The 24,499-nt window shown below is 41.8% G+C and carries 20 protein-coding genes and 4 pseudogenes; 8 read left to right on the top strand and 16 right to left on the bottom strand.

The genetic code is table 11. The features are described from left to right. Positions 1 to 4: 4 nt before the first annotated feature. Together B5D77_RS28085 and B5D77_RS12500 are read right to left on the bottom strand one after the other, a co-directional pair. Positions 5 to 196, bottom strand: a pseudogene (locus B5D77_RS28085) (hypothetical protein). Continuing rightward, a complete protein-coding gene (locus tag B5D77_RS12500) occupies positions 187 to 870 on the bottom strand; it encodes a cadmium resistance transporter (RefSeq protein ID WP_008207355.1) in 684 nt (227 codons plus the stop codon). Before B5D77_RS12500 ends, B5D77_RS28085 begins: the two are co-directional and overlap by 10 nt. Before the next feature lie 146 nt (positions 871 to 1,016). Here B5D77_RS12500 and B5D77_RS12495 point away from each other — a divergent pair, with 146 nt between their 5' ends. Beyond that, positions 1,017 to 1,937, top strand: a complete 921-nt coding sequence (locus B5D77_RS12495) for a LysR substrate-binding domain-containing protein (protein ID WP_008207354.1) — start codon at positions 1,017 to 1,019, stop codon at positions 1,935 to 1,937. Between the two features lie 348 nt (positions 1,938 to 2,285). Here the strand turns inward: B5D77_RS12495 and B5D77_RS12490 are convergent, their stop codons facing one another. From B5D77_RS12490 to B5D77_RS12470, 5 genes and pseudogenes are all read right to left on the bottom strand, one after another. Further along, positions 2,286 to 3,506, bottom strand: a complete 1,221-nt coding sequence (locus tag B5D77_RS12490; RefSeq protein ID WP_106908928.1) for an NAD(P)/FAD-dependent oxidoreductase — start codon at positions 3,504 to 3,506, stop codon at positions 2,286 to 2,288. Next, a pseudogene (locus B5D77_RS12485) lies at positions 3,503 to 4,171 on the bottom strand (hypothetical protein); the annotation flags it as partial. The gene B5D77_RS12490 and the pseudogene B5D77_RS12485, both read right to left, overlap by 4 nt. A gap of 37 nt (positions 4,172 to 4,208) precedes the next feature. Then, positions 4,209 to 4,697 (bottom strand): annotated as a pseudogene (locus B5D77_RS12480) (MBOAT family protein); the annotation flags it as partial. Positions 4,698 to 5,161: 464 nt separating this feature from the next. Continuing rightward, the gene (locus B5D77_RS12475) at positions 5,162 to 6,052 is read right to left on the bottom strand and encodes a hypothetical protein (protein WP_008204937.1); all 891 of its coding nucleotides are present in this window, start codon (positions 6,050 to 6,052) and stop codon (positions 5,162 to 5,164) included. A gap of 96 nt (positions 6,053 to 6,148) precedes the next feature. Then, a pseudogene (locus B5D77_RS12470) lies at positions 6,149 to 7,762 on the bottom strand (MBOAT family O-acyltransferase); the annotation flags it as partial. Positions 7,763 to 7,924: 162 nt separating this feature from the next. Between B5D77_RS12470 and B5D77_RS12465 the strand changes: the two are divergent. Continuing rightward, a complete protein-coding gene (locus B5D77_RS12465) occupies positions 7,925 to 8,896 on the top strand; it encodes an FkbM family methyltransferase (protein ID WP_106908927.1) in 972 nt (323 codons plus the stop codon). A 142-nt stretch (positions 8,897 to 9,038) separates the two neighbouring features. On the opposite strand, the gene B5D77_RS12460 is transcribed toward B5D77_RS12465, so the two are convergent. Both B5D77_RS12460 and galE read right to left on the bottom strand, forming a co-directional pair. Next, positions 9,039 to 9,464: a hypothetical protein gene (locus B5D77_RS12460; RefSeq protein WP_106908926.1), complete on the bottom strand. Its 426-nt coding sequence runs from the start codon at positions 9,462 to 9,464 to the stop codon at positions 9,039 to 9,041. 268 nt (positions 9,465 to 9,732) lie between these two features. Beyond that, on the bottom strand, positions 9,733 to 10,731 hold the full coding sequence (galE, locus tag B5D77_RS12455) for a UDP-glucose 4-epimerase GalE (RefSeq protein WP_106908925.1): 999 nt from the start codon (positions 10,729 to 10,731) through the stop codon (positions 9,733 to 9,735). Between the two features lie 69 nt (positions 10,732 to 10,800). Between galE and pap the strand changes: the two genes are divergently transcribed. Both pap and purN read left to right on the top strand, forming a co-directional pair. Further along, the gene (gene pap / locus B5D77_RS12450) at positions 10,801 to 12,294 is read left to right on the top strand and encodes a polyphosphate:AMP phosphotransferase (protein WP_106908924.1); all 1,494 of its coding nucleotides are present in this window, start codon (positions 10,801 to 10,803) and stop codon (positions 12,292 to 12,294) included. Between the two features lie 142 nt (positions 12,295 to 12,436). After that, a complete protein-coding gene (purN, locus tag B5D77_RS12445) occupies positions 12,437 to 13,072 on the top strand; it encodes a phosphoribosylglycinamide formyltransferase (protein WP_106908923.1) in 636 nt (211 codons plus the stop codon). Between the two features lie 215 nt (positions 13,073 to 13,287). On the opposite strand, the gene B5D77_RS12440 is transcribed toward purN, so the two are convergent. Next, on the bottom strand, positions 13,288 to 13,869 hold the full coding sequence (locus B5D77_RS12440; RefSeq protein ID WP_106908922.1) for a Uma2 family endonuclease: 582 nt from the start codon (positions 13,867 to 13,869) through the stop codon (positions 13,288 to 13,290). A gap of 46 nt (positions 13,870 to 13,915) precedes the next feature. After that, entirely contained in the window at positions 13,916 to 14,503 is a 588-nt protein-coding gene (locus B5D77_RS12435) for a Uma2 family endonuclease (protein WP_106908921.1), read from the bottom strand. A gap of 216 nt (positions 14,504 to 14,719) precedes the next feature. Here B5D77_RS12435 and B5D77_RS12430 point away from each other — a divergent pair, with 216 nt between their 5' ends. Further along, on the top strand, positions 14,720 to 17,440 hold the full coding sequence (locus tag B5D77_RS12430; protein WP_106908920.1) for a valine--tRNA ligase: 2,721 nt from the start codon (positions 14,720 to 14,722) through the stop codon (positions 17,438 to 17,440). A gap of 69 nt (positions 17,441 to 17,509) precedes the next feature. Here the strand turns inward: B5D77_RS12430 and B5D77_RS12425 are convergent, their stop codons facing one another. Then, positions 17,510 to 18,946: an NADP-dependent isocitrate dehydrogenase gene (locus tag B5D77_RS12425; RefSeq protein WP_002758657.1), complete on the bottom strand. Its 1,437-nt coding sequence runs from the start codon at positions 18,944 to 18,946 to the stop codon at positions 17,510 to 17,512. A gap of 284 nt (positions 18,947 to 19,230) precedes the next feature. On the opposite strand from B5D77_RS12425, the gene B5D77_RS12420 reads away from it, so the two are divergent. The 3 genes from B5D77_RS12420 (at position 19,231) to B5D77_RS12410 (ending at position 22,623) form a co-directional block, all read left to right on the top strand. After that, positions 19,231 to 19,857: a TetR/AcrR family transcriptional regulator gene (locus tag B5D77_RS12420; protein ID WP_039900722.1), complete on the top strand. Its 627-nt coding sequence runs from the start codon at positions 19,231 to 19,233 to the stop codon at positions 19,855 to 19,857. Positions 19,858 to 20,132: 275 nt separating this feature from the next. Further along, entirely contained in the window at positions 20,133 to 22,034 is a 1,902-nt protein-coding gene (locus B5D77_RS12415) for a serine/threonine-protein kinase (protein WP_106908919.1), read from the top strand. A 394-nt stretch (positions 22,035 to 22,428) separates the two neighbouring features. Then, positions 22,429 to 22,623, top strand: a complete 195-nt coding sequence (locus B5D77_RS12410) for a type II toxin-antitoxin system VapB family antitoxin (protein WP_002752171.1) — start codon at positions 22,429 to 22,431, stop codon at positions 22,621 to 22,623. A gap of 110 nt (positions 22,624 to 22,733) precedes the next feature. Here B5D77_RS12410 and B5D77_RS12405 read toward each other — a convergent pair whose 3' ends face one another. The 4 genes from B5D77_RS12405 to B5D77_RS12390 are packed head-to-tail and all read right to left on the bottom strand — an operon-like array spanning position 22,734 to position 24,425. Continuing rightward, positions 22,734 to 23,342 carry a PIN domain-containing protein gene (locus B5D77_RS12405; RefSeq protein WP_002752169.1) on the bottom strand — a complete coding sequence of 203 codons (609 nt, stop codon included), beginning with the start codon at positions 23,340 to 23,342 and terminating at the stop codon, positions 22,734 to 22,736. Then, positions 23,339 to 23,818, bottom strand: a complete 480-nt coding sequence (locus tag B5D77_RS12400; RefSeq protein WP_008207308.1) for a hypothetical protein — start codon at positions 23,816 to 23,818, stop codon at positions 23,339 to 23,341. The genes B5D77_RS12405 and B5D77_RS12400 overlap by 4 nt, the downstream gene beginning before the upstream one ends. A 20-nt stretch (positions 23,819 to 23,838) precedes the next feature. Beyond that, positions 23,839 to 24,192, bottom strand: a complete 354-nt coding sequence (locus B5D77_RS12395) for a DUF5615 family PIN-like protein (RefSeq protein WP_106908918.1) — start codon at positions 24,190 to 24,192, stop codon at positions 23,839 to 23,841. Further along, positions 24,189 to 24,425, bottom strand: coding sequence for a DUF433 domain-containing protein (locus B5D77_RS12390; RefSeq protein WP_002758607.1), 237 nt, complete (start codon positions 24,423 to 24,425; stop codon positions 24,189 to 24,191). Before B5D77_RS12390 ends, B5D77_RS12395 begins: the two co-directional genes overlap by 4 nt. Positions 24,426 to 24,499 lie beyond the last annotated feature (74 nt).

The following is a 24,499-nucleotide window of genomic DNA, read 5'->3' as shown; positions in this document are numbered from 1 at the left end:
AAATCTAAAAACCTTGTTGGGTAAGACTTTTAGACTTTTTGTCAACCAAAAAGTACCAGATTGGGGAGTGATCGGGGGGAAAATGCAGGTACTTTTTCCCTGAAAATTAGGTAATTGACCCCCTCAAAATCGCTAAAACCCTACACCCTACACCCTGCCCCCAGGAAAAACTTTTTGCCGCAAACCCTAAATAGATTCTGCTTGCTGCTGGAAAAGCGTCCATCCATAGCTTAAGGATAGGGCCAAGAAAGCCAGGGGAAGACTTTCCTTGATTATAAATACACCCAAACCGATCAACACACAGGGGACAAGGTGGCTGCCGTGACTGGTAATTAAATTAGCGATCGCTGGTAATTGAGTTAACCTATGAGCAGTAAAACACCAAACACCCACCAAGATCAGAAAAACGCTGACGATAGTAACTAAATTTGGCCAGGTATTACTAGCAAACAGCGGCAGATAAATGCCGATATTATCGCTGCCATTGGCGATGGTAATTGCCGCCACAGCGCCGGTTTGAGGGGAAAACCAGGCCAGCAAAGGAGAAGACGGTGCCGATCCTACAGCCACCTCCAGATGATTATCCGTCTCGGTTTCTTCTCGCTGCCAGAGACTCCGAATCCCGAAAATCACGGGTAACAGACCGAGAAAACGAATCCACTGAGCCGGAATCAAGAAACTCCCGAAAAAGCCAGTTAAACTCGCCAAAATTAGCAGGATAAAGCCTAAATACTGACCGATAACGATATGACGACGGCGAAAAAGTTTATTGACCTGGGCGAAAAGAATCGTCAAAATCAGGATGTCATCGAGATTAGTGGCAATAAAGGCCGCTATTGCTGTGGATATGGCAGTAATCATGGTAGTCATAGGATTTTTTTCTGAATCGGCTCTTCTGGTCTCGATCGCCCTACTTCCACTCTAGAAAGAGCTATTAATAAAATCAAATATTCTTTCTTGTTGATTTAATAAATTAAAATGATGGAAAGACCAATAGAGACGGAAAACCCCTTGCCATGGCCAGAATGACCCTAGATCAACTAGAAATCTTTCTAGCGACTGCCGAACATCTCCACTTCACCAAAGCAGCAGAAGCTTTATATATCACCCAACCGGCCGTCAGTGCCGCCATTGCCTCCCTAGAAAATGAATACGGGGTGAAGTTATTCCATCGCGTCGGTCGTCACATCGAGATCACGGAAACAGGACGTTTATTGCAATTAGAAGCGCAACGCATTCTCACCCAGGTAACTTTGACAGAAAGGGGATTGGCGGAATTTAACGACTTGCAACGGGGAGAACTACAATTAGGATCGAGTTTGACTATTGGTAACTATTGGCTGCCGGCAAAAATTAGCGATTTTCAGGAGCGCTATCCGGCAATTAAGATCAATTGCACCCTAGCTAATACGGAAGAAATCTGTCTGGGTACGGCTAACGGAGGTTTTGACCTGGCATTAATCGAGGGAGAAGTCAAAAGTGATTTAACACATTGTTTAGAACAGGAGATCGTCGGCAGCGATCGCCTATTAATTATTGTCGGACGTTCTCATCCCTGGTATAAAAGAGAGGCGATCGAATTACCGGAATTAGTGGAAACCCCTTGGGTAATGCGAGAATCGGGATCGGGAACCCAACAAAGATTCGAGGAAGCGTTACAGAATTGGGGCATCGATTTACGGACATTAAAGGTGACTTTGCTGTTAAATACGGGAGAAATGGTCAAGGCAATCATCGAGAATAGTTCGGCAGCGGCCGGCATTTCCGAACTGATGGTTCAAAAGGAATTAGAATTAGGCACATTGCGATCGATTCGAGTCATCGATACTTCTGGTTTATCCCCTCGCTATCTCGAATTTATGCGCCCTTTTTTAAAAATAAAACACCGTCAGCGCTTTCAACCCCGCGTCTGTCAAGTTTTCGAGCAGATGTTGTAATCTGATAGCAATCACCGAAAATTAACCCGCTGGATGACATTTTGGGCGCACTGCGTGCGCCCCTATGGCGCAGTAATATTGTTTATTGTAGAGGCGAAGCGCTTTCAACCCTGCGTCTGTCAAGTTTTCGAGCATATCTTGTAATCTGATAGCATTTTTCTTTATTTGTGGCAAGCATTCTACTCCCCTCTCCCGTTCTGGGATAGGGTTTGGGGGTGAAAGAAATTAACCATCTCTGCCATTACTTTAGAAAAATGGGATAAGTCTGGGTACTGGCACTGCGGGACGATACTACAGCGATTTCCTTACCCTATTTAGAAATCTTTGTCAAGTAAAATTTATCCCGAATTAGATGAGCTTACCCTGCTTAGATAACACCTGTGAATAAGGGAGTCGGAGAAGAATTTTTTTTGCCCAATGTTGAAACACTTTCAACTGATGGCGTTTGCCTGGTAAACGCAGTATATAGACAAATCGACGCATTATATCGGCCAATCTACCGGTAATATTAATGCCAAAACTAGAGACAAGGGCTGATTGTTTACCCAGGGTTAACATATCACCTAAATGCAGATAATAATAGGTTCGTGGCGATTTTTTTCTGATCACTGCCGAGATATTTTTGGCTACTACACTGGCTGCTTGATAGGCTGCCTGTGCTGTGGCAGGAATTACCTGTTTACTAGGATAAGTTTCGGCTATATCCCCAAGGGCAAACACTTCAGGATAGTCGATTAATTGTAAACTAGAACGGGTTAATAATTTGCCTTGTGCTGTTTTCTGACAATCTAAATTATTGATCCAATCCTGTGCCTCAGTTCCTGCTGTCCACAATAATAAATCAATGGGGACAACCTCATTTGTATTATCTTTAAATACGGTCATGGAATTAGCGATAACTTCCTTTAATCCCGTGTTTAAATAGAGACTAACATTCTTGGCTAAAAGGGAACGGTAGGACGCAACACGCACCGATTTAGGAAAGTTTTGCAGTATTTCCTCGTTCCTTTCCACTAGATGAACTTTGCCTTTTTTTCCTAAACGATCAGCCACCTTACAGGCTAATTCTACACCATTGAGACCGCCACCAATAATTGCTAAATTAATTGAGGATTTTCCTTGAGTTTCTAAGTCATGAATTGCCGTTTGTAATCTTTCCACATCCTCTAAACTCCGAAAAGTTAGCCCATAATCGGCTAACCCCGGTATAGCTGGCCAACGATTCCGTACTCCCACCGCTAAAATCAGGTAATCGTAATCTATAATCTCCTCATTTTCTAAATATACTTGATGATTATTTAAGTCAATATTACTGGCTTTTTGAGTTTTTAAATTAACCTGAGTTCCTGTTAATAATTGACGGTAGGAGGGAGCAATTTCCCAGCGTTGCAATTCTCCTGTAATTAGTTCATAGAGAAGGGGAGTAAAGAGAAAATGGTCTTTCGGTTCGACTAAAGTTATTTGCCATTGACCCGATTTTACTGCTGTTAATCGACTCAGATCGAGCGCCGTGTATAACCCTCCAAAACCACCCCCCAAAATGCAAATCTTAGTCATTAGGTTATTCATGGATTTTTATTCTCAGTTGTGTTTAAGATGGGTTTCAGTTCCGAAACTAATTGTTCTGAACGAATAATTCTCGCCGGGGGCAAAAGATGATAGTGAGTGTCAGCAAAAATAGTAGAATCGGTCTTAATATTCAAGTCTTTTGGTTCATAAATTGTTGGCACAACCCGACTTAATTCTTCGGCAGATTTGCAAATATTAGCAACGGTTTTACCTTCATTTTTGGCATAAACCTAGAGCAAAGAAACCACCAGAGTTCCCCCTTTTGCTTCTAAATCTTTCTTGAGTTTTTCAATCACTTTAATTGAGTGAGCAGAGCCAGCACTATCAAAAGTCATTTGCCACCATTTCCCTGTTTTTTCCTTAACTATAGTTGCATCTCCTGTATTAGTAATTGGATCGGAAAGATAACCCGTCATTCTGCCTTTGGTGAATAAATCAACCATCGATTTAGTGACTGGACGCATCCCCAGAATACCTAATAACCAAGTGTCCTTGATCGTGGTTTTTAAAGGTATCCCACCTAACCCTGGTTTACCAATAGCGACACTAAAAGGTGCTGATCCCCAAAGTCCTTCGCCGCGATTAAAACCGTCCTCATCCATGAGCATGAGATATTCGGGAATCAGCAGAATTACGTCCCCCTGGCGCGCTTTTTCGAGAATCATAATAGATTCTCAGGCTGAATAAAAAGGCCTCAAATCAAATATACCAAGCATTGTCGATCATCTTATCTAATTCAATGTAGGGCGCAATGTTATCTGCAAGGACAAATTTCATAAATAAACCGAGGGAAACCCAACGCAAACCCTTCTCGAAGTTTTCTCCTGTAAATTTGAGGCGAAATCCCCCCATCTGTGGTAATAAATCCCAGCGACGATCGATCAGACCTGGGACAATTTGGGGGAAAAAGGAGATAAAATTGACATAATCGAGGACGGCTAGGGGTTTCTTTTTCTTTTCCCGTAGGGAGTCCACCACGAAAGCCACCATCTGGAAGGTATAGAAGGATACCCCTGGTGGGATTTGGCTAGGCACGGGAATCGGGGAAAGTTCCTGCCAGTCAAGGGGGAGGGAAACGAATAAGCCGATGATTTCCCAGACGAAAAAGCCGAAATACTTGAAGTAGGCGAGGACGAGAATATCGATGACGATAACGATAGTGGCTAGGAGATTCCTTTTCCAGCCGCTCATTCAAAATATAAAATCAGAGTAATTCAAGGCTTGTTAACTCCTGATGGTCTGTGTTACCTTGTTTGAGATCGGTTTCCTCACTTCTGATGCTCACAGAGGAGGGATTTTCTTGACAAGCCTATCAAACTTTGTCAGACTTGTCCATAAAATTACCTCCAGCAATCCTCAACAGGGTAAGCGCATCTTAACAATCCTTGACAAAATGAACTTTAGGTGAGTTGCTTGTCCAGAGAGCGATTCAGACATATTTGAGGAAAATTGCCCATCTCAATTGTTAAGCAAAAATCGACCCATTTGGTCGATTTCGTGACTATTCTGATTGACTGGTATCACTTGCAATGCCGCACAGCAAACGGATCACAAAATTGGCCAATTGTCAATAGCGTTTAAGATGCTCTCACCCTGGTTGCTGCTTAAATTAACCCGCACCAACAAGTTATTAATTATCGGTTAATTTCCCTGATTCATATAGTCTTAAATTGGCCAAAAGCGCGGGGATGGCCAGCTTTTTGGGAACAAAGAAAATAGCGCACGGGTTCGTAATGATTTTCAGCACTAAAAGGGGAACAGAAATGATCTGCGAGTAAATCTTCTCGCACAAAGAAAGCATTCACTCCCGAAAAACTACAAGCTACCAATTTATAACCCTTTTGATGACCAAGTTTTTCTAGAGCTTTCAAACTTGATCCCATATGACTATTATATTTCCATTGGTGACTGGGATTATACTGCATCACCCAACTGGATTCGGGGGGATAAATAGCATTATATTCAAGAATTACCACCCGGGGACGATAATTAGTAATTGCTTGCCAGACCCAATAATCATTACCATCAATATCAATGGATAATAAATCTAATTCTGTCGGTACATTGCCCTCTCGAAACAAGTCTTCAATATTTTCGGCAGTGATAAAAGTATTTTTTAAATTTAATTGTTGCTTAGCAATTAAATCTTCAAAAGATTGGCGAATACTTTTACAAAATCGCTCACTGCCTTCAATCCAATAACCTTGCCATCCTTTCACTAACAAATAGGTACTATTATTTTCTAAACCGTTGCCAACTCCAAATTCCACAAAGAATTTATTTGTGGTTCCAATGCGATTAAAAATTTCGCTAATAATGCCATCTTCCCCCGCTTGAGAAAAAACCTTAAATTCGTAGCGGTTTAGTTTTTTAGGGCTATCATATTTTGGGTTTTTATGCAAGTTTTCTAGCAGATAATTATCAATTTGTAACTCTGTTAGTATATCTTGATATTTTGAGGAGGAACTATTCAGAGACTTAAGGTTTTTGAGAATCTCTGGGATTGCTTGCCAAGGTGATGCCATACTTTTGAGAAAGTTTTTCATGGATTTTAACTACAATTAACGAGTATTTTTTGATTCGATGGGTTGTTTAGATAACACCTGTGAATAAGGGAGTCGGAGAAGAATTTTTTTTGCCTAATATTGAAACACTTTCAACTGATAGCGTTTGCCTGGTAAACGCAGTATATAGACAAATCGACGCATTATATCGGCCAATCTACCGGTAATATTAATGCCAAAACTAGAGACAAGGGCTGATTGTTTACCCAGGGTTAACATATCACCTAAATGCAGATAATAATAGGTTCGTGGCGATTTTTTTCTGATCACTGCCGAGATATTTTTGGCTACTACACTGGCTGCTTGATAGGCTGCCTGTGCTGTGGCAGGAATTACCTGTTTACTAGGATAAATTTCGGCTATATCCCCAAGGGCAAACACTTCAGGATAGTCGATTAATTGTAAACTAGAACGGGTTAATAATTTGCCTTGTGCTGTTTTCTGACAATCTAAATTATTGATCCAATCCTGTGCCTCAGTTCCTGCTGTCCACAATAATAAATCAATGGAGACAACCTCATTTGTATTATCTTTAAATACGGTCATGGAATTAGCGATAACTTCCTTTAATCCCGTGTTTAAATAGAGACTAACATTCTTGGCTAAAAAAGCATAGAAAGGTCGAACCAGATAACGCAGCAATAATAATAATAATGCCCCGTGGTAAGCACCCCAAAAGATGAAATTCCAGGACGCACCGTGCCAGAAACCTGAAAGAGTAAAGGTGATGAATAGATAAAAAGGCACCCAATTTTTATTGGAACCCATCAGGGGTAAAAACACATAATCCCGAAACCAAGTGCTAAGGGTAATATGCCAACGTCGCCAAAATTCGTTAATACTTTGGGATGTATAGAGTGCTAAAAAGTTTAATTCTAATCTCACCCCGACAAAATAGGCTAAACCGACAGCAATAAAGCTATAACCGCCGAAGTCAAAATAGATTCTCAGGCTGAATAAAAAGGCCTCAAACCAGATATACCAAGCATTGTCGATCATCTTATCTAATTCAATGTAGGGCGCAATGTTATCTGCAAGGACAAATTTCATAAATAAACCGAGGGAAAGCCAACGCAAACCCTTCTCGAAGTTTTCTCCTGTAAATTTGAGGCGAAATCCCCCCATCTGTGGTAATAAATCCCAGCGACGATCGATCGGACCCGCGACAATTTGGGGGAAAAAGGAGATAAAATTGACATAATCGAGAACGGCTAGGGGTTTCTTTTTCTTTTCCCGCAGGGAGTCCACCACGAAAGCCACCATCTGGAATGTATAGAAGGATACCCCTGGCGGTATCTGGCTAGGCACGGGAATCGGAGAAAGTTCCTTCCAGTTAGGGGGAAGGGAAACGAATAATCCGATGATTTCCTGGACGAAAAAGCCGAAATACTTGAAGTAAGCGAGGACAAGAATATCGATGACGATAACGATTGTGGCCAGGAGATTCGCTTTCCAGCCGCTCATTTTCAGCACTAGCCAGACCATAATGTAGTTAAAGGCTAGGGAGACGATAAAAACGAGGAAACTGGTGCGACTGGCGTAATAAAATAGGATCAGGGAAAGTGCCGCTAATCCGACTCCATCAAAAACACCTCGCCAGAGATTGAAGGACTTCGCTATATAGCGCGCCGTTAAGAAAGGAACGCTAAAAAGGATTAATATCCACCAAAATATAAAATCAGAGTAATTCAAGGCTTGTTAACTCCTGATGGTCTGTGTTACCTTGTTTGAGATCGGTTTCCTCACTTCTGATGCTCATAGAGGAGGGATTTTCTTGACAAGCCTATCAAACTTTGTCAGACTTGTCCATAAAATTACCTTCATCCATCCTAAAAAATCGAGGCTAGACAAGTAATGCTTTATCAAAAACTGTTAGATGTCCATAAACGCTATCGACAATTTAAGACTTATCCCCATATTGCCGATCAATATTGGTCTAGTCAATTGGCAGAGCATAATATTAGTCCTAATTATGTGGAATATGATGCTAAATCTGGTCAACTTTTTTATAAGCCTTTAGGGGTCAGTTTAAGCAAAAATAAGCAGGATTTCCTCTTGGGTAGTAAAGTTTTTAACAAAGCTAACGCCTTAAAAGCTCTGGCCGATTGTAAATTTTATATCGATGAGCAACAGGAATTAATTATCGAGATCGATGGAGTTAAGTTAATTATCGAGACGGGACAGGATTTGGATATCGCCCATGAAATTTTCCTTTTAGGTGTATATAATTTCCTCTATGATAAGCCCTGTGTAGCGATCGATATTGGCATGAATACGGGTTTTGCTAGTCTCTTTTTTGCCAATCGAGCTAATGTGAAAGCTGTCTATAGTTACGAACCTTTTAAGGCTACCTACGACCAAGCTTTAAGAAATTTTGCCCTCAATCCCAATCTGGCGGAGAAGATTAAAGCTTTTGATTATGGAGTCGGCGCTCGTGATGAAATTATTCAAGTCGAATACGATTACAGTGTTAAAGGTAGTGTTGGTATTTCTGGTATTGATAACCAATTAAAACCTTTTGCCTCGAAACAAACCGCTACAGCCGATTTAATTATTAAACCTTTCACCGATGAGTTTAAAGGTATTACCTCTGACTATCCCGATATCGATATAGTTGCCAAGATTGATTGTGAAGGTTCCGAATACGAAATCCTCGATTCTTTAGCGGCAACTGGTCAATTAGGACAGATCAAAATTATCATGATGGAATGGCATAACAAGGGTCCCGATGCTTTAGTCAAACATCTGCAAGACTTCGGTTTTATCATCTTTTCCAGGATGCCTCGCAGTAAAAATGTCGGCACTTTGTACGCAATTAAACCCTAAAGTACAGAAGTGAGGTGATGGGGAGATAGGGAAATGGGGAAATGGGGAAATGGGGAAATGGGGAAATTTCCACTAATACCCCAAAAACCCAACACCTTCTAACTGATAACTGATAACTGATAACTGATAACTGATAACTGCTTTACTGTGCTTGACAATAGGTATTAAAAGCTTCGCCAGTTTCTTTTTCTAATTGTCCCGCTTTTCTTACCTTTTCCTGTGCTAATTTTGCCCCGTTTTTATTGCGAGTTTCGATAACTTGAATTATTTCACGGGTGGCAGTGGCATAATCTTCGTAAACTTGAGCGAAAGCGATTTTATATTTCTCTAGTTCGGTATCCTTCACTTCTAATTTTTTCATATTTTCTGCGGCCTGTTCGATTTTATCGGCGGCCAATAGCCAACTTTTTTGGTCAATTTCTTTCCCTTGACCCTTGGTTAAGGATTTGGTTTCTTGGGCCACTTCGTTGGCAATCCGATAGATTTTTTGACATTGAAACTGTTTACTATCAGCACAACTTGCTAAAAAAGTCAAGCCTATAAATATTAAGATTATTTTGTTATTCATACCATTGTATTCGAGAGGATTCTAGAGAAGCTTATAGCGGTAAACTATCAGCCTCTAGCAGTTTTTTACTGTTATCGACTGATAAGTAGGTGGGTGTTCAAAATTGTCAGATACCCCCCTTATCAAGGGGGATCCCCCCGCCTATCGGCACCCCCCTTATCAAGGGGGGCAGGGGGGATCAAAGACAAAATCTATCTTCAATTTAATTGAAACCACTTACTTAGAAATGTTCAATCTGATAATACTAAAGTTTAGCACTCGATCGCTGTTAAGCGTGTCTTTTTTGATGCCAATTCCAAGCGTGTTCAACTATTACCTTGAGATCGGCATATTGGGGATGCCAACCGAGAACCTGTTTAGCTTTATCACTACTGCCGATTAAAATGGGGGCATCACCTGCCCTTCTGGGACTTTCGATGACGGGAATATCTAAACCAGTTACCGCTTGCGCTGTTTCAATCACTTCACGCACGGAAAAACCGTTACCATTGCCCAAATTAAACACATTACTTTCGCCCCCATTTAAGAGATATTCTAAGCCTAAAACGTGAGCTTGGGCTAAATCATTAACATGGATATAATCGCGAACAGCAGTGCCATCGGGAGTATCATAATCCGTGCCAAAAACTGACAGGGAATCCCGTTTTTTTAGGGCAGTTAATAAAGCTAGGGGAATTAAATGGGTTTCTGGTTGGTGATCTTCCCCTAATAAACCACTGGGATCCGCTCCAGAAGCATTAAAATAACGGAAAGCCACCGATTTTAAACCGTAGGCCGGATCAAAATCCCGAAGAATTTGTTCCACCATTTCCTTACTGGCAGCGTAGGGACTGAGGGGATGATGGGGATGATTTTCCGTCATCGGAATTTCCTTCGGCATTCCATAAATAGCACAGGTGGAAGAAAAAACAAATTTCTTCACATCGGCGGCGATCATCGCTTGCAAAAGAGTCAGACTACCACTAACATTATTTTGATAGTAAATAGCCGGTTCTTGCACCGATTCCCCCACGGCAATAAAAGCGGCAAAGTGCATGACGGCGGCAATATCACGACTAGCAAATAAATTATCCAGCAGCGATCGATCCCTAGTATCACCGACAATTAACTCAACTTTTAATATATCCTTAACGATTTCGGCGTGACCGTAGGATAAGTTATCGAGTACGATGACGGAATAACCGGCATTTTTGAGCGCTAGAACTGCATGGGAACCAATATAACCCGCACCGCCAGTAACGAGAATGGTAGGTTTAACTTGAGACACGCGATCATACCTATTTGAAATTGACTTGTCTATAACTTTATACCCTAATTTTGCTTTTATTTGACCATCATGTTAAGTCCCCTCGATCTATCTCTTTCCCTTGACAAAGAAACTTATCAATCACAAATTAAAGATTTAATGGAACAACTGCGATCGCTACAGAAGTCCTGTTGGGAATGTAAATTACCCGTGGTGGTGGTTTTGGAAGGTTGGGCGGCGGCAGGCAAGGGAACTTTAGTCAAAAAAATGGTTAACTATATGGATCCTCGCGGTTTTACCGTCCATCCAATTTTAACCCCTTCCCCCCAAGAGGAAAGTTACCCGTTTTTGTGGCGATTTTGGCAAAAACTGCCAGCAAAAGGCAGTATCGGCATTTTTTATCACAGTTGGTACACCCATCTACTAGAGGATCGACTCTTAAACAAATTGCCCTCCTCCCAGATTCCCCTAGTCATGCGCGATATCAACACCTTTGAGCGACAATTATCTGATGATCGGGTTGCGATCGCTAAATTCTGGATTCACCTCAGTCAAAAGGAATTAAAGTCACGCATCAAAGAATACGCCGAAAATGAGCTAGAATCTTGGCGCGTGCGTCCAGAAGATTGGCAACAGGCCAAACGTTATGATGAGTATGCCAGTTTAGCCGAGGAAATGATTACCTACACTAGCACGGGGGCCGCTCCTTGGACATTGGTGGAGGGCAACTGTCAACGCTGGGCCCGGGTAAAAGTTCTCTCCCAATTAGTCGGTACGATCGCTCAAGCTTTGGATCAGCGGCAATTACCGATCGAACCTCCTGTCAATCTACCACCCCAAGCCCAATTACTGCCGACGGAACCCGATTATCTGGGGAGAGTGGACTTAAGTGCCAAATTGGAAAAAGAAGACTATAAAATCCGTTTGCGTCAGGCACAGGTAGAATTAAGAAAACTGCAATTAAAGATTTTTCAGTCAAATATTCCCGTTTTAGTCCTGTTTGAGGGGTGGGATGCCGCCGGTAAGGGAGGTGCGATCAAACGCTTAACCGATACCCTCGATCCTCGCAGTTATCAAGTGATTGCCTTTGCTGCCCCGACGGAGGAAGAACACCGCTATCATTATCTCTGGCGCTTCTGGCGCAAATTACCCGCAGCCAAAACTATCGGTATATTCGATCGCAGTTGGTATGGACGGATTTTAGTGGAGAGAGTGGAAGGATTCGCTAAAGATATGGATTGGCGACGGGCATATCAAGAAATTAACGAATTTGAGGCCCAATTAACCCATTCAGGCTGTGTTTTAGTCAAATTCTGGTTACATATTAGCCCCGAAGAACAGTTAAATCGCTTCAATGAGCGCCAAAATAACCCCTATCGTCAACATAAACTCACCGATGAAGATTGGCGCAATCGGGAAAAACAGCCCCTCTACCATGTGGCAGTTAATCACATGGTAGCCCGTACTAGCACCCCCGTCGCCCCCTGGACGATTGTGGCGGCAAATGATAAGTATTTCGCCCGCGTTAAAGTCATAGAAACAGTAATTGCCGCTATTGAAACCGGTTTGAAACAACGGGGATAGGATCAGTAATCAGTGATCAGTAAACAGTAAACAGTAAACAGTAAACAGTGATCAGTAAATGGGGATCAAGATGAAAATAACTAACTAATTAACTTAAAACTTAAATCTGATAACTTAAATCTGATAACTGATAACTGAATTTATGAGTTTTTCCCCCAGTTTAATTTCTCCCGATCTCAGTTTGGCCGATATTCCCCTAGAGGAAACCCTCTCTTTAGGAGTGATGGCTTCTGGTAGTGGTTCCAATTTTGCTGTTTTAGCGGCAGCGATCGCTAAAAAACAGCTAAATGCCAGGATTCCTGTCCTCATCTACAATAATCCCGATGCCAAGGTAAAAGAAAAAGCCGCTGACTACAATATCCCTGCGGTTTTCCTCGATCATCGTCAATTTAAACCCAGAGAAGAACTCGATCGGGCAATAGTCGAAACTTTCCAAGAATACGGCGTAAAATGGGTAATTATGGCGGGCTGGATGCGAATTGTCACCCCGGTATTACTAGATGCTTTTCCCGATCGCGTGATCAATATCCATCCTAGTTTACTACCCAGTTTTAAGGGTGTGCGTGCCGTGGAACAAGCTTTAGCTGCGGGGGTAAAAGTGACCGGATGTACTGTGCATATCGCTCGCGCGGAGGTAGATAGCGGCCCGATTTTAATGCAAGCAGTGGTTCCCATTCTCCCGGATGATACCGCGACCAGTCTCCACGAACGCATTCAAGTGCAAGAACATCGCATTTTCCCGGTAGCGATCGCTTTAGCGGCGAAATTGGGTCTGTAGAGATAGATTTCTGGACTTCCTTGGCGAGAATACCGGCAAAAAAACGAAAATTCAACGCAAATCGTTAAATAAGTAGGTAGGCGTTAAAAATTATCAGACACCACACTTATTAAGGTAGGGTTGATTCATGAATCAACCCTACTATGAATCAACCCTACTATGAATCAACCCTAGGACTAAGGGGGGATCGAACCTAAAATCCATTTTTAATTTAATTATAACCAGCTACTTATCACTCCTTCGTAAATTTCCTGAAAACTGAGAGCGAAATTGACAGAAGTTAAAGATAAACTGGCATTTTCGCCCTCGTATTCCGTTAATAGCCATTTATTTTCTTCAGTTTTGTTATACTGCATGATATAGGGACGACTTTGACTAATCAGAATATATTCTTGAAATTCCGGCAGCGAACGATAATAGAGAAATTTATCGCCCTGGTCATAATTTTGAGTTGATTTTGAGAGGACTTCTACTATTAATTTGGGATTGGTAATAGTTGTCTTGCCAGTTTCATAATAAATCGGTTCTCCCTCAATTAGCATCACATCGGGATAGGTTGCTTGACGATATTGTGCTATCCATAATTTTACATCACCGATAAATATTTTATAGTGAGACTGCGGTAACTTTAGGCGTAAATAAAAGTAAAAATTACCTGCAATTTTATTATGATCGGTAGTGCCTCCTGTCATCGGTACGATTTCCCCGTCTTGATACTCATTTTTATAGGCTGCCGTTTCCTCTAGTTCTAAATATTCGGCAAAGCTATAGGTACTTTTATCTGTTGCTATGGTCATAATTTATTGATTCTTTGGTTAACTTAAGCTGATTAAAACAACTGCTTTAATCATTGATTATATCAAAAGTAACTCCTTCGTAAATTTCCTGAAAACTGAGAGCGAAATTGACAGAAGTTAAAGATAAACTGGCATTTCCGCCCTCGTATTCCGTTAATAGCCATTTATTTTCTTCAGTTTTGTTATACTGCATGACATGGGGACGACTTTGACTGATCAGAATATATTCTTGAAATTCCGGCAGCGAACGATAATAGAGAAATTTATCGCCCTGGTCATAATTTTGAGTTGATTTTGAGAGGACTTCTACTATTAATTTGGGATTGGTAATAGTTGTCTTGCCAGTTTCATAATAAATCGGTTCTCCCTCAATTAGCATCACATCGGGATAGGTTGCTTGACGATATTGTGCTATCCATAATTTAACGTCACCGATAAAAATATTATATTTCTGTCCTTTGAGGGCAAATTTTAAATAAGCGGCAAAATTGAGAGCAATTTTATTATGATCAGTAGTGCCTCCTGTCATCGGTACGATTTCCCCATCTTGATACTCATGTTTATAGGTTGCCGTTTCCTCTAGTTGTAAATATTCGGCAAAGCTATAGATATTTTTATCTGTTGCTATGGTCATAATTTATTGATTGAGTCCCCCAATTGATTATAGCAATTATTGTACTGGTGAGATACAAAAAAGTTACCATAAATTAGCTAGGTTTAGCCGAGGAAAAGATAACAGCTATTTTAATAGGACTCTTAAAATTTTTTAGCCAGCAACTAAACAGGAATTTGATCTCTCCCAAATGTGGGACAATTGACAAAGAACTAAGAATTGTAGAATCCCCCCATCATGACCTCGGAACTATCGAAGCAATACGATCCCAAGATCACAGAAACGAAATGGCAGCAATATTGGGAAAATCAAGAAATATTTACAGCAAACCCCGAAAAAGGCGGCGAAACCTACTGCATAGTCATCCCCCCTCCCAATGTTACCGGTAGTCTCCACATGGGTCACGCCTTCGAGAGTTCCTTGATTGATACACTTGTTCGCTACAAGCGCATGACCGGCAAAAATACCCTCTGGCTGCCCGGCACAGATCACGCTAGTATTGCAGTACAAGCTATACTCGATCGCCAATTAAAAGCCGAAAAAACCGACCGTTATCAACTAGGAAGGGAAAAATTCCTCGAACGCGCTTGGCAATGGAAAGAGGAGTCTGGTAGTACCATTGTTAATCAACTGCGACGCTTGGGGGTATCCGTCGATTGGACGCGGGAACGTTTCACTATGGATGAGGGACTTTCCCATGCTGTCCGTACTGCTTTTATCAAACTCTATGAGGACGGATTAATCTATCGCGGTCAATACTTAGTTAACTGGTGTCCCGAATCCCGGTCGGCCGTTTCCGATTTAGAGGTGGAAAACAAGGATATTGAGGGAAATCTCTGGTATTTTCGCTATCCTCTTAGCGATGGTAGCGGTTATCTTCAAGTAGCCACCACAAGACCCGAAACCATGCTCGGTGATACTGGTGTCGCTGTCAACCCGCAAGACCCCCGTTATCGCCATTTAATCGGCAAAACCGTCACTTTACCGATAATGGGGCGAGAAATCCCGATTATTGCCGATGAATTGGTGGATCCCGAATTCGGTACCGGTTGCGTCAAAGTTACGCCGGCCCACGATCCCAAGGATTTTGAGATGGGTAAACGCCATAATTTGGCCTTTATTAATATCATGAATTTAGACGGCAGTTTAAACGAAAATGCCGGAATATTCGCAGGTCAAGATCGTTTTGTTGCCCGCAAAAATGTTGTTAAAAAACTCGATGAAGACGGCTTTTTAGTCAAGATTGAAGCCTATCGCCATAGCGTCCCCTATAGCGATCGAGGTAAAGTTCCCGTGGAACCCCTTTTATCTACCCAATGGTTCATTAAAATTGAACCTTTAGCCACAAAAGCTTTAACCTGTTTAGATCAGGAAAACTCGCCCCGTTTTGTGCCAGAAAGATGGACAAAAGTTTATCGCGATTGGTTAGTTAAACTAAAAGATTGGTGTATTTCTCGACAACTGTGGTGGGGTCATCAAATTCCCGCTTGGTATATTATCAGTGAAACTAACAACGAAATTACTAACCATACTCCCTTCGTCGTTGCCCCAGATGAAACCTCCGCTTTAGCCAAGGCTAAACAAGAGTATGGAGAGGATATAATTATTCAACAAGACCCCGATGTTTTAGATACTTGGTTTTCTTCGGGATTGTGGCCATTTTCGACTATGGGATGGCCAGAAAAAACCCTTGATCTAGACACCTATTATCCCACCACAACCCTCGTCACCGGTTTTGATATTATCTTTTTCTGGGTGGCCAGAATGACGATGATGGCGGGCTATTTTACGGGACAAATGCCCTTTAAAGATGTCTATATTCACGGTTTAGTTAGGGATGAAAACGGCAAAAAGATGTCTAAATCTGCCAATAACGGCATCGATCCGCTAATTTTAATTGATAAATACGGAACCGATGCTTTACGATATACCTTAATCCGAGAAGTGGCAGGAGCAGGACAGGATATCAGTCTGCAATATAACCGTAAAACCGATGAATCGGAATCCGTAGAAGCAGCCCGAAATTTTGCCAATAAAATTTGGAATGCTTCCCGTTTTGTCATGATGAATCTGGAGGGAAAAACCCCAGAAGAATTGGGAGAACCAGCTTTAGAAAATTTAGAATTATCTGATCGCTGGATTTTATCTCGTTATCATCAAACAGTGCAAAAAACTAGAGATTATCTAGAAAATTATGGCATGGGAGAAGCGGCTAAAGGTCTATACGAATTTATCTGGCGCGATTTCTGTGATTGGTATATCGAGTTAGTAAAAACTCGTTTATGGAAGGATAAAGAATCAGTTTCCTGTGCCACGGCCCGGCAAACTTTGGCTTTTATCTTGGCAGGGACATTAAAACTATTACATCCTTTTATGCCCCATATTACCGAAGAAATTTGGCATCATTTAACCCAAGAAAATCAGCAGGTTTTAGCTTTAGAAACCTATCCAATAGCTGATAGTTCTCTGATCGATTTAGACTTAGAAAATACTTTTGAGTTATTAATTGAAAGTATTCGGGTGTTGCGTAATTTGCGGGCCGAAGCGGGGATTAAACCGGGGGCAACGATCACAGCAATTTTACAGACAGAAAACAGCCAAGAATTAGCTATTTTGCAACGCGGACAAGTGTACTTAAAAGACTTGGCCAAGATCGAAAACTTAATTTTGACGGCAAAATTGACCGAGGAAGTCAATCAGGCGATCGCTGGTGTTGTCGCTACGGTAGAAATCCTCATCCCCCTGTCCGGATTGGTTGATATATCGGTATTGGCTGGGAAATTAGCGAAAAATTTAGCTAAAGTAGAAGGGGAAATCAAGAGTTTGAGCGATCGCTTGAATAAACCTAGCTTTGTCGAAAAAGCTCCAGAAGCTTTAATCGAAAAAACGAAGCAAGCTTTAGCAGAGTCCGAAAAACAAGCCCAAATTCTCCAAGAACGCTTAAAACGTCTGCATTAACGGAGACAGGGGTAATTTTGGGGATTTTACGAAAAATAGGGCAGTTTTCAGGCTACCCTAACCGGAAAATTAATCCCCAAAATGGGAGATAATCGCATCGGCAAATTCGGAACATTTCAGAGGAGGATTAACGGGAGGTTCCATCAGACGCGCTAAATCGTAGGTAACTTGTCGATTAGCGATCGCTGCTGCGATGCCTTTTTTAATCAAATCGGCCGCTTCTTGCCATCCCATGTATTCCAACATCATCACCCCAGAAAGAATCACCGAACCGGGGTTAATTCGGTCTAAACCGGCGTGTTTAGGGGCCGTGCCGTGGGTTGCCTCAAAAATAGCGCAAGTATCGCCAATATTCGCCCCAGGTCCCATCCCTAAGCCACCCACGATCGCCGCTGCCGCATCGGAGAGATAATCACCATTCAGGTTCATGGTAGCGAGGATCGAGTATTCATCGGGACGGGTTTGGATCTGTTGGAAGATACTATCGGCAATGCGATCGTTAACCATAATTTTATCTTTCCATTGCCCATTGCCGTGGGTTTCCCAGATAGCATCGAGAACACTGGTCACTTCCTGGCAGATTTTGGCTTTTTTCTCATCCGTGAGGGCATCATAACCTGGTTCCACCATGCGGGCGTTATCTTCGATGCTCAGATCAGGGTTTTTCTCCTTATTGCTCAGGATCCATGATTCCATCTCGGTAACGCACACATCCCGGAATTCACTTTTAGCTAATTCATAACCCCAATCCCGGAACGCCCCTTCGGTATATTTCATAATGTTACCCTTATGGACGAGAGTAACCTGATTTTTCGGTTTCGGTAAAGTCAGCGCTCGTTCGATCGCCCGGCGGACTAATCTTTGGGAACCCGTCTTACTAATCGGTTTGATCCCGATACCCGCATCAAGGGGAATTTGTTTTTTCCCGTGTTCGGGAGTGGCGGGAATTAGTTCCGTGTTGAGATAATTAATCAGTTTATCGGCGATTTCCGTGCCTTGTTTCCATTCGATGCCGAGATAGATATCCTCGGTATTTTCCCGATAGACGATGACATCGAGTTTTTCCGGGGTCTTATGGGGGGAAGGGGTTCCCGCATAGTAACGACAGGGACGAACACAGGCATAGAGGTCAAAAATTTGCCGCAAAGCCACATTCAGGGAACGAATGCCGCCACCGATGGGAGTGGTCAAGGGACCCTTGATGGCAATACCATATTCTTTGATCGCTGTCAATGTATCTTGGGGTAGATATTGATAAGTCCCGTAGATTTCGCAAGCTTCATCGCCAGCATAGACTTTAAACCAATGGATTTTCCTTTGACCAGCGTAGGCTGTGGCGATCGCTGCATCGATAACTTTTTCGGTTGCGGGCCAGATATCGACCCCCGTACCGTCACCGCGAATGAAGGGAATGATGGGATCGTCGGGAACGAGAGGTTTTCCGTCAGAAAAAGTAATTGTCGAGCCTGTTGTCGGTGGGGTGATTTTTTCGTAGCTCACAGTCATGGGCTTCCAGAAACAGTATTTATCTATACGTTGGGAGTCTAGCGCCGTCAATACCTATACGCAGGGATTTTGGGTAATTTCTTAAAGATTCCTTTGCTGGTATCTCCGTCAAAACAACCTAGAGGAAATCTATTTATGCTGCTGCGCTCGTTGTTCAAGGCCAAGTTACTCCATTCCCTTGAACAATCTCTAACCCCAATTACTCAAAATTTTATGAAGCATTTGAGCAAACACCTGACTTGATCGATGACAATGGCTCTATCCCGTTCTAGCTGTCAATGATTATGCAAAGTCTTTTTCAACGTTCCCTAGCTGAGACCAATTCTGGGGAAGAAGATATCCGTAGTCGTATTCTACAGGCCGCTTTACGTTTATTTGCCGCTAAGGGTTATGAAGGAACCACGACCAAAGACCTAGCAGGAAAAGCAAATGTGGCAGAAGGAACTTTATTTCGTTATTTTCCCAACAAAAAGGCGATTTTAATCGAAGTGGCCACTAGGGGATGGGTGGATATTCTCACCGACTTGCTGACGGAATTGAGCGAAATGGGCAGTTATAAAGCGGTAGCGCAGGTGATGCGACGTAGGGTGTTGAGAATGCGAGAAAATAGCGATTTATTGCGAGTTTGTTTTATAGAGGCACAATTTCATCCCGAATTAAAAGAGCGAATTCAATCGGAGGTAATTGCTAAAATGACCGATGTGGCCGAGGCTTTTTTTCAAACAGCGATCGATCGTGGTATCTATCGTCCCATGAATCCGAAAATTGTCGCCCAAGTTTTTCTAGGAATGTTCGCAATTGCCGGTTTTTCCAGTGAAACTATTTTAGATAGCAATGCTTCCCCCTTAGCTTTACAAGAAATGGCCGAAGGTATTGCCGAAATTTTTCTGAATGGAGTGTTAGTTAAGTAGGTAGGCATAATTATTTGTAGGATGGGTTAGCGGTAGCGTAACCCATGCGGGCGTTGGGTTTCATGCTTCAACCCAACCTACGTTCATTTTATATTTAATTCCACCCACCCACTTAAGTAGTTGTGCAAAATTAATTTTCTAGTCGAGACTCCGAGACAGCTAATCTAAGGATAGGCGGTTAAAATCCGTTTTAGCTTACTTATGATAAAATGCCTTCAAAGACAGGTAAGGGAAAACTTGCAATTATTCACTCAATAAAATAACTGATAGCCGAGATGAAACCCTGTTACTGTATTAATCCCAATTGTTATCAACCAGACCATCCGAGTAATAATAACTCGAATACTCGTTACTGTCAAAGTTGCGGCTCTGAGTTGTTGTTAAATGGTCAATATAGAGTGAGTCGGTTATTGAGTGATACGACCGGTTTTGGGGTTGTTTATGAAGCTTTTGAGGGTTTTACAGCCAAAATCCTCAAGGTATTACAAGAAAAATGGAATAATGACCCGAAGGCAGTGGAATTATTTAAACGGGAATATGACGTTTTATTAGAGTTGAGTCGTCAAAATGTCACCGGTGTTCCTCGCGCAGATGCCTATTTTCAATATTCCACAAGGGAAGGGAAAATATTACACTGTTTAGTTATGGAAAAAGTGGAGGGAATTAATTTAGAACAGTGGCTAAAGCAGTATGATAAGTTAAGTCAAAAACGAGCCTTAAAATGGCTGAGAGAAATCACTTTAATTCTCGATAAAATTCATCAACAGAATTGGCTGCATCGAGATATTAAACCCCCTAATATCATGCTGCGGAATAGTGGCGAGTTGGTGTTAATTGATTTTGGCACAGCAAGGGAAGAAACCCAAACCTATCATCAAAAGGTAAAAGGTCAACAGGTAACAGGTATTATCTCACGCGGATATACACCCAATGAACAACAACATGGCCAAGCGGTGATTCAATCAGATTTTCATGCTTTAGGACGAACTTTTGTGCATTTATTAACGGGAAAACATCCTTTAGAAATTTATGATGCGGTTAATGATGTTTTATCTTGGCGAGAAGAAACGGAAAATATTCACCCGTTATTGTTGGATTTTATTGATGAGTTGATGGGAAGATTGCCAAAGAATAGACCGGCTAATACTAGGGTTATTTTACAGCGTTTGGATGAGATTGAACGGCAATTAAAGTTACCTCCTATAACTCCTACTATAACATCTCCACCACCAAATCCGCAGCCTGTTGTAACTCAAAAACAATCGCCAGTTATTCCTAAGATTAATTCTTCGGTTTCACCCTTAGATAAAACCCTAACTGGTCATTCTTACCGGGTTAACTCAGTAGTATATAGTCCCGATGGTCGCTATTTAGCTAGTGGGAGTCTTGACAAAACTATCAAAATTTGGGAGGTGGCAACAGGAAAAGGATTGCGTACCCTTACTGGTCATTCCGGGGTGGTTTTGTCAGTGGCATATAGTCCCGATGGCCGCTATTTAGCTAGTGGGAGTCAGGATAAAACTATCAAGATTTGGGAGGTAGCAACGGGAAAAGTGCGTACTCTTACTGGTCATTCTAGCGAGTTTTTGTCAGTGGTATATAGTCCCGATGGCCGCTATTTAGCTAGTGGGAGTAGTGACAAAACTATCAAAATTTGGGAGGTGGCAACGGGAAAAGAATTGCGTACCCTTACCGGTCATTCTATGACGGTTTGGTCAGTGGCATATAGTCCCGATGGCCGCTATTTAGCTAGTGGGAGTCTTGACAAAACTATCAAAATTTGGGAAGTAGCAACGGGACAAGAATTGCGTACTCTTACTGGTCATTCCGAGGGGGTTTTATCAGTAGCATATAGTCCCGATGGTCGCTATTTAGCTAGTGGGATTGGTGACGGTGCTATCAAAATTTGGGAGGTAGCAACGGTAAGAGAATTGCGTACCCCTACTCGTCATTCTGAGGTAGTTAGGTCAGTAGCATATAGTCCCGATGGACGCTATTTAGCTAGTGGGAGTCAGGATAAAACTATCAAAATTTGGGAGGTAGCAACGGGAAACGAATTGCGTACCCTTACCGGTCATTCTGAGACAGTTTTCTCAGTAGCATATAGTCCCGATGGCCGCTATTTAGCTAGTGGGAGTGCTGACAAAACTATCAAAATTTGGCGAGTGAGACAGTAAACTTGTGTTTGGGGTGACAGCAATAACTTTTGTCTATCAAAAATGAGCGACACTTGCGGGAAACTGCACCGATATCTTTAAAAATGTTGGGTTTTGGATCAAATTATTGAATCGAGCAGTTTTCTCCTAAATAGGGTATGCGGCAAAAAGTACGGGCGAAGCATTCGGATAGAAAATCTACAGTTTCACCGATAGGTTATTGTCCGAATGCTTCGCCCCTACAGGACGCGGGCCGATAAAGACGCAAGATTTTGAACGACGATTCTCTCACAATCTTGCACCTGTGGGAGCGAGAAAAGCCACAAAATCTCTACCTTGCTTACATCTCACATTTATTCAGCAAACCCTATATAATGTGTATATTAACAATCTACTATACACAACTAGGGATAGGATGATGACTAACATTATCATTGATGACCAACTCATGGCTGATGCTCTTAAAGCTACTGGTTTAAAGACTAAACAAGAAGTTGTTGAATTGGGTCTTAAGACTTTGATTCGGCTCAAACAACAGGAGAAAATTAAAGCCTTTAAAGGTAAGCTTAAATGGGAAGGAAACCTTGAGGAAATGAGGCACAATCAATGATTCTTACGATGTCGTTAAAGAATGTTGGGTTTCGCTCAAATTATTGAATCGAGCAGTTTTCTCCTAAGTATTAAAGCGCTCAACTCAACCGAAAAGCTTGATCTCAGCTACTAGGACGATAACTGCGACTGAAGAAAACTGTAACCACGATCAAATCGGGGAATCATCCTACAGTTGAATTGATTCAGTTCTTCAACAATGTCAGGACTATCAAAGTCTTTTGAGTTTCGATTCAAAAAACACGCCTGCTGTGGCTGATAACGTCGTAAATGATGAAGTACCGAGGCATAGACAAGAGCATCTTGTGGCGTTAAATCATATATCTTTTCATAAGATGCTGCTTCGATTAAAATATCAGCAGTAAGTGCCACAATTTCTCCTACCTTGAGGAGGCGTTCTCGATATTTATTAAAACGATGTCGTTCTTCTTCATTGCTTTGCACCATTAAACTAGCAATATCTTGAATACTCTTGATCCGACTTGCATAAGAAGCTGTGCGTGAAAGTTGACGTAACTCAGTATCTAGTAACTGTTGAAGTTCCCGACGACTCTTTGCTTGACGAGTCAGTTTTTCGTGAGGTTCAGCTAGACTATATGCTGGAATAATTAGTTTGGCTTGTCCTGTTTCACAAAGTTGCAGAATCTGCTCACAGCTTAGACACTGCTCTTGCTCGAAGGTTAGCTCTAAAACAAAATTTGTTTCAACATAGATATTCACGCCGCTGCCTCACGCTGAAATTTTCCCCCAGCTAAAGCAGCATACAACCCTGAATCAATCAACCAACGCTGAGAATCATCGAGAGCTTCAGGCGGCTTTTCAGAATAAATAATCTCTCCCAACCAAGAAGCAACAATTAGTTCAAGACTTTGCCTACTAATTTGGTCATTCGTTACCCCTGCTCGTTGAAAATAAGGCTGAAGAATGGGACTGGCATCAATCATATAACTAGGTTCACTCTGCTCCTGAAAAGCCCCAACATTACTCCATAAGTAAAATCTGTCAGGAAAGACCAGCAAAAAATAGGGAGCCTTGGCAAAAGTACCGTGTGCCAGAATATTGCGTCGGAGTTTTGCCGCCCATTCTTGGGATACGTTGGTTTTGCACTTGACCTCAACCACAAGAGCGAGTTGACCATTGCGGTTATTAACTGCTAAATCCCAGCCAGAAGCCATAAGATGAACTGATGAAACCATACACAGCACCCTGCGTAAAATTATTGATGAACGATGATTGAGTTGCGACTCATTTCTATTAAGGAATGTTGAGTAAAAAGTGCTTTTATTTGGGGTAGATTATTCTGAAATAATGCTTCTAATTCAACATTCGTAATGTTACCCGTAGTCACTAGCAGAAGCTTATAAGGTTCTTGACTAATCAAAAATGAATCAAGAAAATCTGTGTCTTTGGTAATAACAATACGATTTTGTTGAATCGAAAGAGCGTTAATTTCTGCATCTGTCGTGGCATTTTGTTGGGGTAAATCTTTAGTATGAATTGTATCATGACCAGCAGCTTGCAAAAAACGGGCTAAACCAACTGGCAATTGGGCATCGACTAAAAAGTTCATGGTGCAATTTGGTAGATGCTTTTTACCTGAGTTAATCGAGTGGCAAACAATAACGCCGCTAGAATATCCTCCCGTTCCAAATCATCGTAGTCGGCTAAAATATCTTCGATACTCATGCCAGAACTAAGTAATTCTAGGATAAATTCAACAGGATAACGCAATCCTCGAAGGCAAGGTTTACCATGACAGATATTTAAATCGAGTGTGATTCGCTGCCAAAGTTGGTTTTCCATAGGTAATTCAGTTGCTTGTAATCGTCCAATCTTCTCTCCGCCTACTTCTACTATGCACAATTCTGTCTTTAAGT

The organism is Microcystis sp. MC19 (assembly GCF_003019735.1).
In the GTDB taxonomy this organism is placed as follows: domain Bacteria; phylum Cyanobacteriota; class Cyanobacteriia; order Cyanobacteriales; family Microcystaceae; genus Microcystis.
This window is presented reverse-complemented; position numbering and strand designations above follow the sequence as displayed.

What these genes read in the sequence shown, in the direction of transcription:
- B5D77_RS12465 (WP_106908927.1), top strand. Translation starts at nt 7,925, where the DNA reads ATGCTTTATCAAAAACTGTTAGATGTCCATAAACGCTATCGACAATTT.
- B5D77_RS12410 (WP_002752171.1), top strand. Translation starts at nt 22,429, where the DNA reads ATGATGACTAACATTATCATTGATGACCAACTCATGGCTGATGCTCTT.
- B5D77_RS12430 (WP_106908920.1), top strand. Translation starts at nt 14,720, where the DNA reads ATGACCTCGGAACTATCGAAGCAATACGATCCCAAGATCACAGAAACG.
- B5D77_RS12440 (WP_106908922.1), bottom strand. Translation starts at nt 13,869, where the DNA reads ATGACCATAGCAACAGATAAAAGTACCTATAGCTTTGCCGAATATTTA.
- B5D77_RS12395 (WP_106908918.1), bottom strand. Translation starts at nt 24,192, where the DNA reads ATGAACTTTTTAGTCGATGCCCAATTGCCAGTTGGTTTAGCCCGTTTT.
- B5D77_RS12435 (WP_106908921.1), bottom strand. Translation starts at nt 14,503, where the DNA reads ATGACCATAGCAACAGATAAAAATATCTATAGCTTTGCCGAATATTTA.
- B5D77_RS12490 (WP_106908928.1), bottom strand. Translation starts at nt 3,506, where the DNA reads ATGAATAACCTAATGACTAAGATTTGCATTTTGGGGGGTGGTTTTGGA.
- B5D77_RS12460 (WP_106908926.1), bottom strand. Translation starts at nt 9,464, where the DNA reads ATGAATAACAAAATAATCTTAATATTTATAGGCTTGACTTTTTTAGCA.
- B5D77_RS12415 (WP_106908919.1), top strand. Translation starts at nt 20,133, where the DNA reads ATGAAACCCTGTTACTGTATTAATCCCAATTGTTATCAACCAGACCAT.
- B5D77_RS12495 (WP_008207354.1), top strand. Translation starts at nt 1,017, where the DNA reads ATGGCCAGAATGACCCTAGATCAACTAGAAATCTTTCTAGCGACTGCC.
- B5D77_RS12420 (WP_039900722.1), top strand. Translation starts at nt 19,231, where the DNA reads ATGCAAAGTCTTTTTCAACGTTCCCTAGCTGAGACCAATTCTGGGGAA.
- B5D77_RS12400 (WP_008207308.1), bottom strand. Translation starts at nt 23,818, where the DNA reads ATGGTTTCATCAGTTCATCTTATGGCTTCTGGCTGGGATTTAGCAGTT.
- B5D77_RS12475 (WP_008204937.1), bottom strand. Translation starts at nt 6,052, where the DNA reads ATGAAAAACTTTCTCAAAAGTATGGCATCACCTTGGCAAGCAATCCCA.
- B5D77_RS12390 (WP_002758607.1), bottom strand. Translation starts at nt 24,425, where the DNA reads ATGGAAAACCAACTTTGGCAGCGAATCACACTCGATTTAAATATCTGT.
- B5D77_RS12425 (WP_002758657.1), bottom strand. Translation starts at nt 18,946, where the DNA reads ATGACTGTGAGCTACGAAAAAATCACCCCACCGACAACAGGCTCGACA.
- pap (WP_106908924.1), top strand. Translation starts at nt 10,801, where the DNA reads ATGTTAAGTCCCCTCGATCTATCTCTTTCCCTTGACAAAGAAACTTAT.
- purN (WP_106908923.1), top strand. Translation starts at nt 12,437, where the DNA reads ATGAGTTTTTCCCCCAGTTTAATTTCTCCCGATCTCAGTTTGGCCGAT.
- B5D77_RS12500 (WP_008207355.1), bottom strand. Translation starts at nt 870, where the DNA reads ATGACTACCATGATTACTGCCATATCCACAGCAATAGCGGCCTTTATT.